This window comes from Citrobacter sp. Cpo147, assembly GCF_030332405.1.
Classification (GTDB): domain Bacteria; phylum Pseudomonadota; class Gammaproteobacteria; order Enterobacterales; family Enterobacteriaceae; genus Citrobacter; species Citrobacter portucalensis.
The window spans coordinates 401674-416341 of the sequence record NZ_JAOWHX010000041.1; the positions used below are offsets into that span (position 1 = coordinate 401674).

General features: G+C 54.2%; 16 protein-coding genes. 3 read left to right on the plus strand and 13 right to left on the minus strand.

Annotation, left to right across the window (positions count from 1 at the left end; genetic code table 11):
• Positions 1-30 precede the first annotated feature (30 nt).
• The 7 genes from OGY06_RS22590 to pmbA all read right to left on the minus strand — a co-directional run bounded on the left by OGY06_RS22590 (position 31) and on the right by pmbA (position 4627).
• Positions 31-675, minus strand: coding sequence for a DUF4310 family protein (locus tag OGY06_RS22590; RefSeq protein WP_003830379.1), 645 nt, complete (start codon positions 673-675; stop codon positions 31-33).
• An 11-nt stretch (positions 676-686) separates the two neighbouring features.
• Positions 687-1463 carry a DUF4311 domain-containing protein gene (locus OGY06_RS22595; protein WP_193134938.1) on the minus strand — a complete coding sequence of 259 codons (777 nt, stop codon included), beginning with the start codon at positions 1461-1463 and terminating at the stop codon, positions 687-689.
• A gap of 23 nt (positions 1464-1486) precedes the next feature.
• Complete coding sequence (locus OGY06_RS22600; RefSeq protein WP_003025762.1) at positions 1487-1786, minus strand: DUF4312 family protein; 300 nt, start codon at positions 1784-1786, stop codon at positions 1487-1489.
• A gap of 2 nt (positions 1787-1788) precedes the next feature.
• Positions 1789-2151, minus strand: a complete 363-nt coding sequence (locus OGY06_RS22605) for an SFCGS family glycine-rich protein (protein ID WP_003830384.1) — start codon at positions 2149-2151, stop codon at positions 1789-1791.
• Positions 2152-2161: 10 nt separating this feature from the next.
• Complete coding sequence (locus OGY06_RS22610; RefSeq protein ID WP_003025758.1) at positions 2162-2470, minus strand: glycine dehydrogenase; 309 nt, start codon at positions 2468-2470, stop codon at positions 2162-2164.
• 331 nt (positions 2471-2801) lie between these two features.
• Positions 2802-3188 (minus strand): cytochrome b562, encoded by a 387-nt coding sequence (cybC, locus tag OGY06_RS22615; protein ID WP_003025756.1) that lies wholly within the window; start codon positions 3186-3188, stop codon positions 2802-2804.
• Between the two features lie 86 nt (positions 3189-3274).
• Complete coding sequence (pmbA, locus tag OGY06_RS22620; RefSeq protein WP_003830385.1) at positions 3275-4627, minus strand: metalloprotease PmbA; 1353 nt, start codon at positions 4625-4627, stop codon at positions 3275-3277.
• A 95-nt stretch (positions 4628-4722) separates the two neighbouring features.
• Between pmbA and yjgA the strand changes: the two genes are divergently transcribed.
• Positions 4723-5274, plus strand: coding sequence for a ribosome biogenesis factor YjgA (gene yjgA / locus OGY06_RS22625; RefSeq protein WP_008786039.1), 552 nt, complete (start codon positions 4723-4725; stop codon positions 5272-5274).
• Between the two features lie 99 nt (positions 5275-5373).
• On the opposite strand, the gene mpl is transcribed toward yjgA, so the two are convergent.
• Positions 5374-6750 carry a UDP-N-acetylmuramate:L-alanyl-gamma-D-glutamyl-meso-diaminopimelate ligase gene (gene mpl, locus OGY06_RS22630; RefSeq protein ID WP_003830388.1) on the minus strand — a complete coding sequence of 459 codons (1377 nt, stop codon included), beginning with the start codon at positions 6748-6750 and terminating at the stop codon, positions 5374-5376.
• 175 nt (positions 6751-6925) lie between these two features.
• Here mpl and fbp point away from each other — a divergent pair, with 175 nt between their 5' ends.
• Entirely contained in the window at positions 6926-7924 is a 999-nt protein-coding gene (gene fbp / locus OGY06_RS22635; RefSeq protein ID WP_003830390.1) for a class 1 fructose-bisphosphatase, read from the plus strand.
• 76 nt (positions 7925-8000) lie between these two features.
• Here the strand turns inward: fbp and OGY06_RS22640 are convergent, their stop codons facing one another.
• The 5 genes from OGY06_RS22640 to ytfQ form a co-directional block, all read right to left on the minus strand.
• Positions 8001-9113 carry a methyl-accepting chemotaxis protein gene (locus OGY06_RS22640; protein ID WP_286605974.1) on the minus strand — a complete coding sequence of 371 codons (1113 nt, stop codon included), beginning with the start codon at positions 9111-9113 and terminating at the stop codon, positions 8001-8003.
• A 103-nt stretch (positions 9114-9216) separates the two neighbouring features.
• Positions 9217-10218 (minus strand): galactofuranose ABC transporter, permease protein YjfF, encoded by a 1002-nt coding sequence (gene yjfF / locus OGY06_RS22645; RefSeq protein ID WP_003830394.1) that lies wholly within the window; start codon positions 10216-10218, stop codon positions 9217-9219.
• Positions 10205-11227: a galactofuranose ABC transporter, ATP-binding protein YtfT gene (ytfT, locus tag OGY06_RS22650; protein WP_286605975.1), complete on the minus strand. Its 1023-nt coding sequence runs from the start codon at positions 11225-11227 to the stop codon at positions 10205-10207. Before ytfT ends, yjfF begins: the two co-directional genes overlap by 14 nt.
• A 13-nt stretch (positions 11228-11240) precedes the next feature.
• Positions 11241-12743: a galactofuranose ABC transporter, ATP-binding protein YtfR gene (gene ytfR, locus OGY06_RS22655; RefSeq protein ID WP_191221901.1), complete on the minus strand. Its 1503-nt coding sequence runs from the start codon at positions 12741-12743 to the stop codon at positions 11241-11243.
• A 103-nt stretch (positions 12744-12846) separates the two neighbouring features.
• Entirely contained in the window at positions 12847-13803 is a 957-nt protein-coding gene (ytfQ, locus tag OGY06_RS22660) for a galactofuranose ABC transporter substrate-binding protein YtfQ (protein ID WP_003025728.1), read from the minus strand.
• Positions 13804-14112: 309 nt separating this feature from the next.
• On the opposite strand from ytfQ, the gene ppa reads away from it, so the two are divergent.
• Positions 14113-14640: an inorganic diphosphatase gene (gene ppa, locus OGY06_RS22665; protein ID WP_003025726.1), complete on the plus strand. Its 528-nt coding sequence runs from the start codon at positions 14113-14115 to the stop codon at positions 14638-14640.
• The last annotated feature ends 28 nt before the right edge of the window (positions 14641-14668 follow it).

Here is a 14668-nt window from a genome sequence, read left to right on the forward strand (position 1 = left end):
GCGCCTTATCCGGCCTACAACGACACACCATCAGCTAATAGCAATCGGGAAGATGGACCCGAGGATCATTGCGCCGAGGATCGCCCCGCCAGTAATCGGTTTTTGCCACAGATAAAACAGCAGCGCGCCCGCCAGAGAACCGATTCCGATAGGAATAGAAGCCGTCATCGCGCTAAGGATAATCAACGGTCCGAGGAAGCGGCCGGAGGCGTTACCGGCCCCCATCATGACGTCCGCACCGTAGGTCGAGTCGCTCTGGTTGATGGTGAACTTACGCGCCAGAATGATGATGTAGCCAATCGCCAGACCAATCACCAGACCGGTGACCAGCGAGGCGGCGAAGTTGGCGACCGGGAAGATAATGCCCGCGCCCAGCAGCAGCGCCGGAACACCTAACCCAACCCCGGTTTGAATCGCCCCGCCGATATCCAAAATCCCCACCAGCGAACCTTCAATGATGCGGGCAAACAGGAAGCTTGCGCCAAATGCCGCCACCGCCCCGTAGGAGCCGGTATCCATTCCCGCCTTCAGCATCGCCACAAAAGCCACTTCGTTAAATGCGCCAATACCGTACAGGTAGTACATGTGTGTTCCGGCAAATACGCCAGAGGAGAGCAGGCCCACGAAGATCGGGAACGACCAGTCAGCGAACCAAAAACCTTTATTCTGTTCCATAATGACCTCCGTTATTTGCCGCTGAGCGAGTTGTGGATAAGTTCGAGCCAGTTAGGCACGGTCAGATGGAAGGATTCGATCATCTTCATGTCGAAGCCACGGAAGAAGCCGCTCAGGACAAACAGCGCGACGATAGCCACCATCATCACTTTAGTGACGTGGTTCCAGCCGCTCTCTTCAACACCTTTGCCGATCAGAATGCCGAGAACCAGACCCGGAACGGCGTTGCCCATAATCAGCTGCGCCGCGCCGCCAAAAACGGTGGCCCAGAAGCCGGATTTCTTACCAGCGTCGATCGCCGCCAGCCAGAAGATCACTGGCATCACGGTGTTAACCAGCAGGTTAGCCGCGGGCACCAGCACCTTGACGGCGGTAACTTGCAACGCTTCCGGTACGGATGATGCGGTGAGGTTCAGGAAGGTCACTACGATCATCCCGATAACGCCGCAGGCAATTGCCATGCGTTTGGGGTCGTGCAGCGTTTCACTGACGTTACGATTTTTAATCATCAGCGCGGCGGCGCCCCAGTTGGGGATGATGCGATGGTCGACGTCCTGCGTGAACGCCCCCGCCGCAACAGAGGAAGCCCAGGCGTTAAAGAAGAAACCCAGGCCGAACGAGAAGTGAGAAGCCGGATCCCCTTCGCAGGAATTCAGTTCTCCCAGAGTACGAAACGCGCCCATCCCTTGAGTGGTAGGCGCATGAAACATGCGTGCAGCCCCAGCGCCGACACCAACGCCAACCAACGCGCCGATGATGAGCGATTTTATTAATATTATCAGGAACATAATTATGCCTTTTAATAGAAAAATCAGCGTTGCGTAACGAAATCCACCTTGTCGAGATTGATGGCAGTCACGTTGACGGTCACGTCCAGCTCCACGCTGAAAGTGCGTCTTTCCCGGCGCAAAAAGAGGAATAAAAATGCCTCTTTACGCACCGATTCACGCGCTTGAACAACCTGCACATCCTGTGGCTCAATACGCAGTAAGATATGCGGCGACGCTTTCATCACCGCAGCCTGAACGTGGTTCAGGGCATCGGCAAAGGCGCGAGCTTTAGTCTCGCCCTTACCCGTGACTCTCACCGTGGTGGTGAATTGCTCTTTCATGCTTAAGCGCCGTGTTTCTTTTGCCACGCCTGCACCAGGCGCTCGCCGAGCTCTTCTTTATCCATAAAGCCGAATCCCAGTACGTTGCACCCTTCGTTGATGGCGGTTACCCCTTCATCGACCGAGCGCATGCCGTATTTCGCCTTGTAGCCGTATTTGGTCTGCGCGGTAATCGCACCCGCACCACCGCTGCCACAAAACGAGATACCAAAGGTGGCGTTTTCCGCTTTCATCACGTCACCCAGCTTCATATCTGCTGCAACGCCCGGCACCACAACGGCACGGCCACCCGCTTTCTCTACGCCTGCCGCCACTTTCTGGCCTTTACCCAGACGATCGCCAATCACTACGGTAATCTGTTCCATCTTTTGCTCCTTAAAGGTTGTCTTTCGCGACTTCGAAGTGCACCGACAGCAGCCAGGCCTCTTCCTCAGGAAGATTGCCAAACTCGGCGACCACGTCGCGGGCAAGCGCCATTGATTCGGCAGATATTTCATCAAACAAGCTGGCATCGACCTCTGGTAAGGGTTCACCCGTTACCGAGCGGTGCGCCATGGCGCGAACATGCGACGTCAGCATCTGTTCCTGTACGGCGTTGGGAATAATGTTGCGTTCACGCAGCAAGGCATACACCTGCGCCAGCATGCGGTCGGCCAGTTCCACCGATTCCCCCATGTCATTCATTACAGCTCCGTTATTCACTCGTCTTACCCCGTTAATGTCTCTGAGGGTAAATTAGCGACGGAGGTTATAAGTTTGTAGCGAGTTGTTTTCCACTTCGAAGTGGAAAGGTGTGCAGCGATAGTGATCTGTGCCGCAAAAAGGGCTGGAACCACGATTTATCACTGGAAGAATGTGATTGAGATCGCAAGAGCGAGCAGCAAAATGGAAGGAAGTGCGAACAATGAATGGACGATAAAAATGAAAAAATGTGATGGGGATAGCGTTTACTTATGGGACGTGCAGTAGCGGGGGTTTTATCCGACCTACGGGTATGCAGGCCGGATAGCGCAGATTAGCGGAACTTCTTGTGGTTTTCGTTGCGCGTAGTTTTCAGCTCTTCCGCAACGGCTTTCGCCTCTTTAACTTTACCTTCGTTCGCCAGCTTCAACGCACCGTCGATCTGACCGATCAGCGTGTCAAAACCGTGACGAAAATCCTTCATCTCCGGGCTATCCGGGGATTTGTTTTCCAGCTTCGGCGGCGTTCCCTTTTGCGCGTCCAGCGCAGCTGCACGCATTTTGGTTAACGCATCTTTCAGTTCAGTCGCATTATCCGTTTTTTCGACGATTTTCAGGTTGTCGTTGAGGATCCCCATATCGTCTTCAAGATCGGCTGCAAACGCAGAAGAACCAAGAACCAGCGTTGAAGCTGCGACGATCGCTAACAGGTGTTTACGCATTGCTCACTTCCTTTTTTATTATTCAAAAATAAACAAACGCCAGATACCCTCAATAATTCACGCCACAGCTTGAAGTATGACGGATATTATTGCCCGGCGATCTTCATCTCCGGCAACAGGACCGAACCACACTGAATATTACTGCGCGTTTCAATATCGTTGCCGACGGTGACGATATTACGCCACATCTCTTTTAAGTTACCGGCGATGGTAATTTCACTCACCGGGTACTGAATTTCACCGTTTTCGACCCAGAAGCCCGCCGCGCCGCGCGAGTAATCGCCGGTAATGCCGCTTACGCCCTGTCCCATCAGCTCGGTAACCACAAGACCTGTGCCCATCTCTTTGAGCAACTGCTCGAAGCTTAGACCCTGTCCCGGAATTCGCCAGTTGTGGATCCCGCCTGCATGACCGGTGCTCTTAAGCCCCAGCTTACGTGCAGAATAATTGGTCAGCAGCCACTGAGTCAGCACACCGTCTTTAATAATGTCGCGGCGTTCGGTCCGTACGCCTTCGCTGTCGAACGGCGACGACGCCAGCCCTTTCAGCAAGTGCGGATGTTCTTCAATGGTCAGCCATTCCGGCAGAATTTGCTTGCCCAGCGAGTCGAGCAGGAAGGTGGATTTGCGGTACACCGAGCCACCAGCAATCGCGCCAACCAGGTGTCCGAACAGTCCGGTCGCCACTTCATTGGCGAAAATCACTGGTGCTTTCATGGTGGAAAGTTTACGCGGAGACAGGCGAGATAAGGTACGGCGAGCACAGTCAGCCCCCACCCACTCCGGCGTTTGCAGATCGCCCATCGCCCGGCCAATGGTGTAGGCGTAATCACGCTCCATATCGCCATTTTCTTCTGCGATTACGCAGCTGGAAAGGGAATGGCGCGTGGAGCAATAGCCCTGCAGCATGCCGTGGCTGTTGCCAAACACTTTGATGCCATAGTGGCTGTTAAAGCTGCCGCCTTCGGTGTTGGTGATACGTTTGTCAGCCTGCAACGCCGCCTGTTCTGCACGAGCAGCCAGTTCGATAGCTTCATCAGGGGAAACTTCCGCCGGGTGAAACAGGTCCAGATCGGGCGCATCAAAGGCCAGCAGTTCTTTATCTGCCACGCCCGCACACGGGTCCGGCGAAGTGTAACGTGCAATGTCCAGCGCGGCCTGCACGGTGCGTGCAATCGCCTGCGGGCTTAAATCGGTGGACGATGCGCTGCCCTTACGGTTTTGGTGATAAACCGTAATCCCCAGTGCACCATCGCTATTGAATTCGACGTTCTCCACTTCACCATAACGGGTGCTGACGCTAATACCCGTGGTCTTGCTCACAGCGACTTCCGCGCCATCCGACTTACCTGACGCTAATTCCAGTGCCGTCGAGACTGCTTCTTCCAGAATCTTACGCTGCGCTTCAACTTGTGAGATTACTTTCATCGCAAATGCCATAATGTAGAGAGAGTTTCTCTGAAGTCTAACAGAGAACCGTTTTTCAGTGCGCATCTTAACTGGTAACATTAGCCTCTTTTTTTAAGGAGCCTGACATGACTAAGCAGCCCGAAGACTGGCTCGACGACGTTCCCGGTGATGACATCGAAGACGAAGACGATGAAATTATCTGGGTCAGTAAAAGTGAAATAAAACGTGACGCCGAGGAGTTAAAACACCTGGGTGTGGAACTGGTAAAACTGGGGAAAAACGCGCTGGATAAAATCCCGCTCGATGCGGATTTACGTGCCGCGATTGAGCTGGCCCAGCGTATTAAGATGGAAGGTCGCCGTCGTCAGCTGCAGCTGATTGGCAAAATGTTGCGCCAGCGCGATGTTGATCCTATCCGTCAGGCGCTGGACAAGCTGAAAAACCGTCACAACCAACAGGTCGTTGTCTTCCATAAGCTGGAGCAACTGCGTGACCGTATGGTTGACGGTAGCGATGAAGCTATCGAAGAAGTGATGAACCTGTGGCCTGACGCCGACCGTCAGCAACTGCGTTCGCTGGTGCGTAACGCCAGGAAAGAAAAAGCGGGCAACAAGCCGCCAAAATCTTCCCGCCAGATCTTCCAGTATCTGCGTGAACTGGCGGAAAACGAGGCCTAACCTCTTCGTCCGCCGAAAGTGCCGGATGGCGGTGCAAATACCTTATCCGGCCTACGATCCGTTGTAGGCCCGGTAAGCGTAGCGCCACCGGGCATTTTTTTACTCTTCTTCTGCCTGAGCTTTCTTCGCCAGACCATCCAGCAGTTTTTGATGAATACCGCCAAACCCGCCGTTGCTCATCACCAGAATGTGATCGCCAGGCTGTGCGGTTTTCACCACCATATCTGCCAGTGCATCCACATCGCCGCTCCAGTGTGCCGGCTGAACGCAGGCTTCAGCGACTTCTGCTACCTGCCACGGAATGTGCGGGGGTTGCAGCAGGAACACTTCGTCTGCACGCCCTAACGACGGCGCCAGGTCATCTTTGCACAGGCCCATTTTCATGGTGTTCGAGCGAGGTTCCAGCACAGCGATGATGCGCGCCGTGCCGCCCACTTTACCGCGCAGTGCCGCAAGCGTTGCCAGAATGGCCGTCGGGTGATGGGCAAAATCGTCATACACCGTCACGCCATTGGCTTCACCGCGCAGCTCAAGACGGCGACGGGCGTTGATGAACGAGCCCAATGCATTGGCCGCATCCGCAGGCACGACGCCAACATGACGCGCGGCTGCAATCGCCATCAGGCCGTTGTGCATGTTGTGCTCGCCCACCAGGCCCCACTTCACTTCGCCGACTTTTTCACCGTCCAGCCACACTTCCCACTCGGAGGCATCGGTGGTCAGTTTTTTCGCCTGCCAGTGACCTTGTTCGCCCACCAGCTCTTGTTCGCTCCAGCAGCCCATCGCCATCGTCTGTTTCAGATTGATGTCGTTTTCCGGGTAGATGATGCGTCCCTGGCCCGGCACGATACGCACCAGATGGTGGAACTGTTTCTGAATAGCTTTCAGATCGTCAAAGATATCCGCGTGATCGAACTCAAGGTTATTGAGGATCAGCGTGCGCGGGCAGTAATGCACGAATTTAGAACGCTTGTCGAAGAACGCACAGTCGTACTCATCCGCTTCAATCACGAAGAAGTCGCTCTCACCGAGGCGTGCGGAAACCTCAAAGTTGCCCGGAACGCCGCCAATCACAAAGCCAGGTTTATAGCCGCAGGCTTCGAGGATCCAGGTCGCCATCCCGGCGGTGGTGGTTTTGCCGTGCGTACCAGCAACCGCCAGTACCCAGCGATCGCGCAAGACAAAGTCATGCAGCCACTGCGGGCCGGACATGTACGGAATGTTCTTTTCCAGTACCGCTTCCACGCATGGATTACCACGGGTCATGGCATTGCCGATGATCACCAGGTCCGGCTGTGGGTCGAGCTGACTGGCATCGTAACCCTGAATCAGATCAATGCCTTGCTTCTCAAGTAAGGTACTCATCGGCGGATACACATTGGCGTCCGAACCGGTTACTTCATGACCGAGCGAGCGCGCCAGCATCGCCAGACCGCCCATGAAAGTGCCACAAATTCCCAAAATATGAATGCGCATACGTCACTATCCTTTTTTAATCTGGGGGCCATTTTACGCACATGTCCGGCAAGTGAGAAACGCATTTCAGGATATTCCGCAGTTTGCTGGCGCGATTCACCTAAGCGCAGCAATGGAAATATTTGTTAATATTGTTGCGGTCGCTTTACTCCACATAAATTGCAGGGAAAGTGTTATGAAAACGTTAGGTGAATTTATTGTCGAAAAGCAGCACGAGTTTTCTCATGCTACCGGTGAACTCACTGCTTTGTTGTCGGCAATAAAGCTGGGCGCCAAGATCATCCACCGCGATATCAATAAGGCCGGTCTGGTCGATATCCTGGGTGCCAGCGGTGCTGAGAACGTGCAGGGAGAGGTTCAGCAAAAACTCGATCTGTTCGCGAACGAAAAACTGAAAGCTGCACTGAAGGCGCGCGACATTGTGGCGGGCATTGCCTCAGAAGAAGAAGATGAAATCGTCGTCTTTGAAGGCTGTGAACACGCTAAATACGTTGTGCTAATGGATCCGCTGGATGGCTCATCCAACATCGATGTTAACGTCTCTGTCGGTACGATTTTCTCTATTTACCGCCGCGTAACCCCAGTCGGCACACCGGTCACGGAAGAGGATTTCCTGCAACCGGGCAACAAGCAGGTTGCTGCAGGTTACGTTGTTTATGGTTCTTCCACCATGCTGGTGTATACCACTGGCTGTGGCGTACATGCCTTCACCTACGATCCTTCTCTGGGCGTATTCTGCCTCAGCCAGGAACGTATGCGCTTCCCGGCGAAAGGCAGCACGTACTCCATCAACGAAGGTAACTACATCAAATTCCCGAACGGCGTGAAGAAGTACATTAAATTCTGCCAGGAAGAAGATAAGCCAACCCAGCGCCCGTATACCTCACGCTACATTGGCTCTCTGGTTGCGGATTTCCATCGCAATCTGCTGAAAGGCGGGATCTACCTGTACCCAAGCACCGCCAGCCACCCGCAAGGGAAACTGCGTCTGCTGTATGAATGCAACCCGATGGCCTTCCTGGCCGAGCAGGCGGGCGGCAAAGCCAGCGATGGTAAAGAACGCATTCTGGATATCACCCCAGAAAGTCTGCACCAGCGCCGCTCCTTCTTCGTGGGTAACGACCATATGGTTGAAGATGTAGAACGCTTTATCCGCGAGTTCCCGGACGCGTAAGTATCATTCATCGCGCGGACGTAGGCCGGATAAAACGCGTAGCGTTGCCATCCGGCCTACAAAATCCATCGTCCGGTTACGCTTTCTGTAGCTTAAATACGGCCATTGCTTCGATTAGCGCTGAAGACTGCTCTTCCAGCGAGCGGGTAGCCGCTGAAGACTGCTGTACCAGCGCCGCGTTTTGCTGCGCCGTTTCATCCATCTGAATCACCGCGATATTCACCTGCTCTATGCCGCGACTCTGTTCCTGGGACGCACTGGCAATTTCACGCATCAGTTTGGTCATACGCATAACCTCGGTCGCGATTTCATCCATGGTTTCGCCCGCCTGCTGCGCCAGTTCACTGCCTTCCCCCACATGGGTGTGCGAATCGCTGATTAGCGTACGGATCTCTTTGGCCGCCTCGGCGCTGCGACTGGCCAGATTACGCACTTCACCAGCAACAACCGCAAAGCCCCGCCCCTGCTCACCAGCTCGCGCCGCTTCAACGGAAGCATTGAGCGCCAGAATATTGGTCTGGAAAGCAATGCCATCAATCACGCTGAGGATGTCGGCGATTCGACTGGAACTGCCGGAAATATCGCGCATTTTCTCGATCACATAGCACACCATCTCGCTGCCGCGATCGGCGGTATCCGACACCGATTTTGCCAGCTGGTGCGCCTGTTCCGCATTCTGCGCATTCTGTTTCACCGTCGCCGTGAGTTCTTCCATGCTGGCGGCGGTCTGCTCCAGCGAAGTGGCTGTCGATTCAGTGCGTTGCGCCAGATGCTGGTTCCCGGCCGTCAGTTCACGACTGCCAATATCAATTTGCGAGCTGGCATCGCGTACGCGCTGTACCGAGTCGCCCAGCGCATGGCGCATATCATCCATTGCCGCATTCAGGCGGTTGAATTCGGCGCTGGCCGACAACGCGGTAACCGGCGACAAATCCCCCGTTGCCAGACGTTCCAGTTGCTCAACCATGTTATCCAACGGTTTGAGAAACTTATTTCGCAGCATAAACCAAGTGACCGCCAGCAATGCGATAGCAGCCAACATCGCAGCGCTCATAATACCGTGATAAATCAACGATGTAATGACACGGGTAGAAGCATATAGCCCCATACCACCGGTCAGTAACAGAAGGAACGTCAGCAGAGACAATAACACCAACAAACTTGATCGAATTGAAAGGGATTTTGGCATCGTTATATTTCCGGTTGTAGGGTTAAAACAGACCTGTACAGAACCTATCGACTACAACCGGAAAAAGTTTAGGTATTTAAATGTTTTGTGCAAAATCAGGATGTTACTTTGGTGTTGCCGCCGTACCCACTCGGGTCACCGGCGAGCTTTGCCGATTTTCCCAAAGCACCGTCAGACCGCGTTGTAACGCTATAAATATAAACAATAAAATGCCAATCGCGATCTTCGTCCACCAGGAACTTAATGTGCCGTCAAAATTAATGTAGGTCTGGATCAGCCCCTGAATGGCGACGCCAAACAACGTCCCTAACACTGTACCGACCCCACCGCTGAGCAGCGTTCCGCCAATCACCACTGAGGCTATCGCATCCAGTTCGACGCCAACGCCCGCCAGCGCATAGCCCGCCTGGGTGTAAATGGAAAAGACAATGCCGGCAAGCGTCGCAAGCCCGGTAGACAGCATATAAATGCGGATGGTGGTGCTGCGAGTTGAGATGCCCATCAGGTTGGCAGAGGTGGCGTTGCCGCCAATCGCGTAAACCTGATTACCAAAGCGCGTACGGTGCGCCAGGAATATGCCGATGACGACAACCGCCAGCATCAGCAATCCCATCGCGCTCAGGCGACCACCGCCGGGAATTTTCCATGCCAGGCTTGAGAGCGTGTCATAAACCGGATGATTAATTGGGATAGATTCTTCAGAGACCAGATAGCTGACGCCGCGCAGGAAGAACATTCCCGCCAGGGTGATAATAAATGCCGGGATCTTCAGCGCATCAATCAGTAACCCCATAAACGCGCCAAACGTGCAGCCCATCAGCAAAACCAATGGGAACGCCAGCAGCGGGGAAATGCCCCAATAACCAATGGCCTTTGCCAGAAATACGCCGGTAAAGGCGATCACCGAGCCAACGGAAAGGTCGATCCCGCCAGAGAGGATCACGAAGGTCATGCCTACGGCAATGATGCCCAGAAAGGCGTTATCGGTCAGGATATTGCAAATGACCCGGGTGGAAGCAAAAGCGGGAAACTGCGTCAGGCAGTAGAGATAACCCAGCACAAACACGCCGAGGGTGATCATCAGCGGTAAATTACGTTTTATCATGACCACGCACTCCTTTTATCAGGCTGATAAAGCGTTGCGACTGCACGACCAGCACACACAACACCACCACGGCTTTGACCACCTGATTCAGTTCCGGCTGGAAGCCCGACAGCAAAATCCCGGTGTTCATGCCCTGAATAATCAACGCGCCTACCACCGACAGCAGCAGGTTAAAGCGCCCGCCCATCAGCGAGCCGCCGCCGATAACCACCGCCAGGATGGCATCCAGCTCCAGCCATAATCCGGCGTTATTGGCATCTGCCCCCCGGATATCCGCCGTGACGATAATGCCAGCGATAGCCGCGCACAGGCCGCTCAGCACATAGGTGAGCATCACGATAATGCGGGTGTTCGCCCCGGCGTTTTTTGCCGCACGAATGTTGATACCCACCGCTTCGATAAACATACCCAGCGCCGTTTTCCGCGTCAGCAGCCAGAACACCACCAGCGTGAGCAGTGCAATAATTACCGGCGTGGGGAATAGTAAAAGCGAGCCGCTGCCAAACCATGACAGTTCGGGCGAGTTAAAGGTGACGATCTGCCCGGAAGTGATAAGCTGCGCCACCCCACGCCCGGCCACCATCAGGATTAGCGTGGCGACGAACGGTTGAATCTTGAGGATGGCCACCAGAATACCGTTCCACAGCCCAGCCAGAATGCCGGAGCCTAAGGCGGCAAGCAGAACCACCGGCAGACTGTGCCCGGCCACCGTCATCGCCGCAGTAGTGGCACCGGCAATAGCCATAACGGCCCCCACGGAAAGGTCGATGCCACCGGTAGCAATCACCAGCGTCATACCAATCGCCAACAGCGCCACGGGAGCGGCGCGGTTGAGAATATCAATCGGGCTACCGAACAGCCGACCATCCTGCAAAATCACCTGGTAGAAATGCGGGGCGACCAGGCTATCCACCAGCAGCACCAGCAGTAACGCCACCAACTGTGGCATCCCCTTTGGCCAACGGAACCGCCGTTTAGACGGATTGGATTGAGGGAGAGATTGAGGCATCACCATAGTCTCCTTAGGCCGCAATGGCGTTCATGATTGCCGGTACGGACAGTTCAGCCAGTGGGATCTCTGCTACCTGTTTGCGATCGCGCATAATAATGACCCGATCGGCATAGCCCACTAACTCTTCCAGTTCGGATGAAATCACCAGCAGCGCCAGACCATCCGCGCACAGCGTTTCGATCAGGCGGATGATCTCCGCATGCGCGCCAACGTCGATCCCACGCGTGGGTTCATCGAGGATCAGGAACTGCGGTTTGGTCAGTAACCAGCGCGAGAGCAATACTTTTTGCTGATTGCCGCCGGAAAGAAATTCGATCGGTTGCTCCGCGTTTGGAGTACGAATACCAAGCTGGCGGATAAACCGCTCGGCAATCTCGTTTTGCTCTTTACGGGGAATAGGCCGCAGCCAGCCGCGCTGCGCCTGCAATGCCAGAATGATGTTTTCCCGCACCGAAGCGGCGGCAATAATGCCATCCGTTTTGCGATCCTCCGGACAGAAACCGATCCCCAGACACGAAGCCTGATGTGGCGAGCGCAAAGTCTGCGATTTGCCTTTGATCAGCGCACTTCCGCTGTCGGCGGGTTTAATACCGAAGATCACCTCCGCCGTTTCCGTTCGCCCGGATCCCAGTAGTCCGGCGAGACCGACGATCTCACCGGGACGCACCTGTAGATCAAATGGCGCGATGGTGCCTTTTTTGCCAAAGCCGCTGAATGCCGCCACCGGTTTATCACTCAGCAACGTGCGGCCCGCACGCTGTAGTGCATGGGTATCCAGTTCACGGCCCAGCATCATTTTGACCAGTTCGATCTGAGGCAGTTCTCGGGTTTCACGGCAGCCAACGAAGCCGCCGTTACGCAGAACGGTAATGCGATCGCTGACCTGATAAACCTGATCGAGAAAGTGGGTGACGAAGATCAGACTGACGCCCCGATCGCGCAGATGTCGCATCAGGCCAAACAGCATTTCAACTTCCTGGGTATCAAGGCTGGCGGTCGGCTCATCGAGGATCAGCACTTTCGCGGAGAGATCGATCGCCCGACAGATGGCGACGATTTGTTGCATCGCCACGGAAAAGCGGTTCAGCGGCTCGCGCACGTCGAGGGAAAAACCGTATGACGCCATCAGCTCCGTCGCGCGTTTTTCCATTTGCTTGCGCTGAAGCAGGCCAAAACGCCGCGGTTCACGACCAATAAATAAGTTATCGGCAACCGACATATTGGGCAGCAGGTTCACTTCCTGGTACACTGTGCCAATCCCCAGTTGCTGGGCATGGGCGGTGTTTTTGGGGGAAATCGGTTGGCCTTCGAGCCAGATAGTGCCACGATCGGCATGGTAAACGCCGGTCAGTGCTTTGATGAGCGTCGATTTGCCGGCTCCGTTTTCTCCCAGCAGCGCCATAATTTCACCGCGACGCAAGCTGAAATCCACGTTATCCAACGCTTTGACGCCGGGAAAGAATTTGCTTAATCCTTCGGTGCGGAGGATTTCCTGATGTTGGTCGGTGGTCATGGTTCCCCCTGCATCACGCCGGATGGCGCTACGCTTATCCGGCCTACAAAAGAGCGTAATGTAGGCCGGGCAAGCGCAGCGCCCCCGGCATTTTCATGAAGGCTTAGTAGCCCATGTTTTTCTTCTTCTCTAACTCTTCTTTCGCCGTATCCGGCAGATAGAGGATCGATTTGGTAATGGTCAGCTTCTCAGGCATCGTGCCGTCTTTTTTGAATTTCTCCAGCGCGTCGAATGCCGGGCCGGCCATATTCGGCGTCAGTTCGACGCTGGCGTTGGCTTCGCCGTCAATCATCGCTTTGTAGATATCCGGTACGCCATCGATAGAACCGGTGAGAATATCTTTGCCAGGTTTCAGGCCCGCTTCTTTGATCGCCTGAATCGCACCGATCACCATGTCATCGTTGTGGGCGTAAACCATACAGATGTTCTTGCCGTTGTTTTCCGCTTTGATAAAGCTCTCCATCACTTCTTTCCCTTTACTGCGGGTGAAGTCACCGGACTGAGAGCGAATAATTTTGATGTTTGGCGCACTGGCAATAGCTTCAGCAAAGCCTTTCTTACGATCGATCGCCACGCTGGCCCCAACGGTCCCTTGCAGCTCAACGACGTTACACGGCTTGCCGTCCACTTGTTTAATCAGCCAGTCGCCGATCAATTTACCTTCCAGCACGTTGTCGGCGGTGACCGTGGTCATATAGAGAGATTTGTCTTTTACATCGATGGAACGATCGAGCAAAAAGACCGGAATGTCGGCATCTTTAGCTTCTTTTAACACCGGCTCCCAACCCGTTGCCACGACCGGCGCAATAAAGATGGCGTCGACGCCCTGCGCAACAAATGAGCGGACTGCTTTAATCTGGTTTTCCTGCTTTTGCTGGCCATCAGCGATTTTCAGCGTAATTCCCCGCTTTTCGGCCTCGCTTTTCGCGACGTTGGTTTCTGCGGCGCGCCAGCCGGATTCAGAGCCAACCTGCGAAAATCCTACGGTTAAAGGGGCTGCCATTGCCATAGACGACATGGCTGCCGAAACTGCTGTGACTAAAAGTAAGCGCTTCCACATAAGTGCGTCCTCGTAGGGTGATTATTGTTGGTTAATTAACCGTTGCGAAAAAACTATAGACAATTGAGCATGTAACGGATTGCGTTACATCACACTTCAAAAAAGTAAATAAAACGTTAATCACAACTTTGTAATCGCTTTCATCTCACTATGAAAAATGCGGCTGAAGATATGGATTTTTCTGTCACGAGAGAGAGGTAAAAAGAAGAAAATGCACGCAGAGAAAGCGAAAACAAGCGGAGACATTCCGCGCGAGTTGGCTATAATACCCGCCACTTGTTTGCCATAGCTTATTTAAAGGAAACAGACATGAGCTTACTCAACGTCCCTGCCGGTAAAGACCTGCCGGAAGATATCTACGTTGTTATCGAGATCCCTGCGAACGCAGATCCGATCAAATACGAAGTTGACAAAGAGAGCGGCGCCCTGTTCGTTGACCGCTTCATGTCCACCGCGATGTTCTATCCGTGCAACTACGGTTACATCAACCACACCCTGTCTCTGGATGGTGACCCGGTAGACGTTCTGGTCCCGACTCCGTACCCGCTGGAGCCAGGTTCAGTGATCCGCTGCCGTCCGGTTGGCGTACTGAAAATGACCGACGAATCCGGTGAAGATGCGAAACTGGTTGCTGTACCGCACACCAAGCTGAGCAAAGAATACGATCACATCAAAGATGTGACCGATCTGCCGGAACTGCTGAAAGCGCAGATCACCCACTTCTTCGAACACTACAAAGATCTCGAAGCGGGCAAATGGGTGAAAGTTGACGGTTGGGACAACGCTGAAGCTGCTAAAGCTGAAATCGTTGCTTCCTTCGAGCGCGCGAAGAAGTAAGTTCGCGTTAGCGTAAAGCCCTGAACGC

What these genes read in the sequence shown, in the direction of transcription:
- OGY06_RS22590 (WP_003830379.1), bottom strand. Translation starts at nt 675, where the DNA reads ATGGAACAGAATAAAGGTTTTTGGTTCGCTGACTGGTCGTTCCCGATC.
- OGY06_RS22595 (WP_193134938.1), bottom strand. Translation starts at nt 1,463, where the DNA reads ATGTTCCTGATAATATTAATAAAATCGCTCATCATCGGCGCGTTGGTT.
- OGY06_RS22600 (WP_003025762.1), bottom strand. Translation starts at nt 1,786, where the DNA reads ATGAAAGAGCAATTCACCACCACGGTGAGAGTCACGGGTAAGGGCGAG.
- OGY06_RS22605 (WP_003830384.1), bottom strand. Translation starts at nt 2,151, where the DNA reads ATGGAACAGATTACCGTAGTGATTGGCGATCGTCTGGGTAAAGGCCAG.
- OGY06_RS22610 (WP_003025758.1), bottom strand. Translation starts at nt 2,470, where the DNA reads ATGAATGACATGGGGGAATCGGTGGAACTGGCCGACCGCATGCTGGCG.
- cybC (WP_003025756.1), bottom strand. Translation starts at nt 3,188, where the DNA reads ATGCGTAAACACCTGTTAGCGATCGTCGCAGCTTCAACGCTGGTTCTT.
- pmbA (WP_003830385.1), bottom strand. Translation starts at nt 4,627, where the DNA reads ATGGCATTTGCGATGAAAGTAATCTCACAAGTTGAAGCGCAGCGTAAG.
- yjgA (WP_008786039.1), top strand. Translation starts at nt 4,723, where the DNA reads ATGACTAAGCAGCCCGAAGACTGGCTCGACGACGTTCCCGGTGATGAC.
- mpl (WP_003830388.1), bottom strand. Translation starts at nt 6,750, where the DNA reads ATGCGCATTCATATTTTGGGAATTTGTGGCACTTTCATGGGCGGTCTG.
- fbp (WP_003830390.1), top strand. Translation starts at nt 6,926, where the DNA reads ATGAAAACGTTAGGTGAATTTATTGTCGAAAAGCAGCACGAGTTTTCT.
- OGY06_RS22640 (WP_286605974.1), bottom strand. Translation starts at nt 9,113, where the DNA reads ATGCCAAAATCCCTTTCAATTCGATCAAGTTTGTTGGTGTTATTGTCT.
- yjfF (WP_003830394.1), bottom strand. Translation starts at nt 10,218, where the DNA reads ATGATAAAACGTAATTTACCGCTGATGATCACCCTCGGCGTGTTTGTG.
- ytfT (WP_286605975.1), bottom strand. Translation starts at nt 11,227, where the DNA reads ATGCCTCAATCTCTCCCTCAATCCAATCCGTCTAAACGGCGGTTCCGT.
- ytfR (WP_191221901.1), bottom strand. Translation starts at nt 12,743, where the DNA reads ATGACCACCGACCAACATCAGGAAATCCTCCGCACCGAAGGATTAAGC.
- ytfQ (WP_003025728.1), bottom strand. Translation starts at nt 13,803, where the DNA reads ATGTGGAAGCGCTTACTTTTAGTCACAGCAGTTTCGGCAGCCATGTCG.
- ppa (WP_003025726.1), top strand. Translation starts at nt 14,113, where the DNA reads ATGAGCTTACTCAACGTCCCTGCCGGTAAAGACCTGCCGGAAGATATC.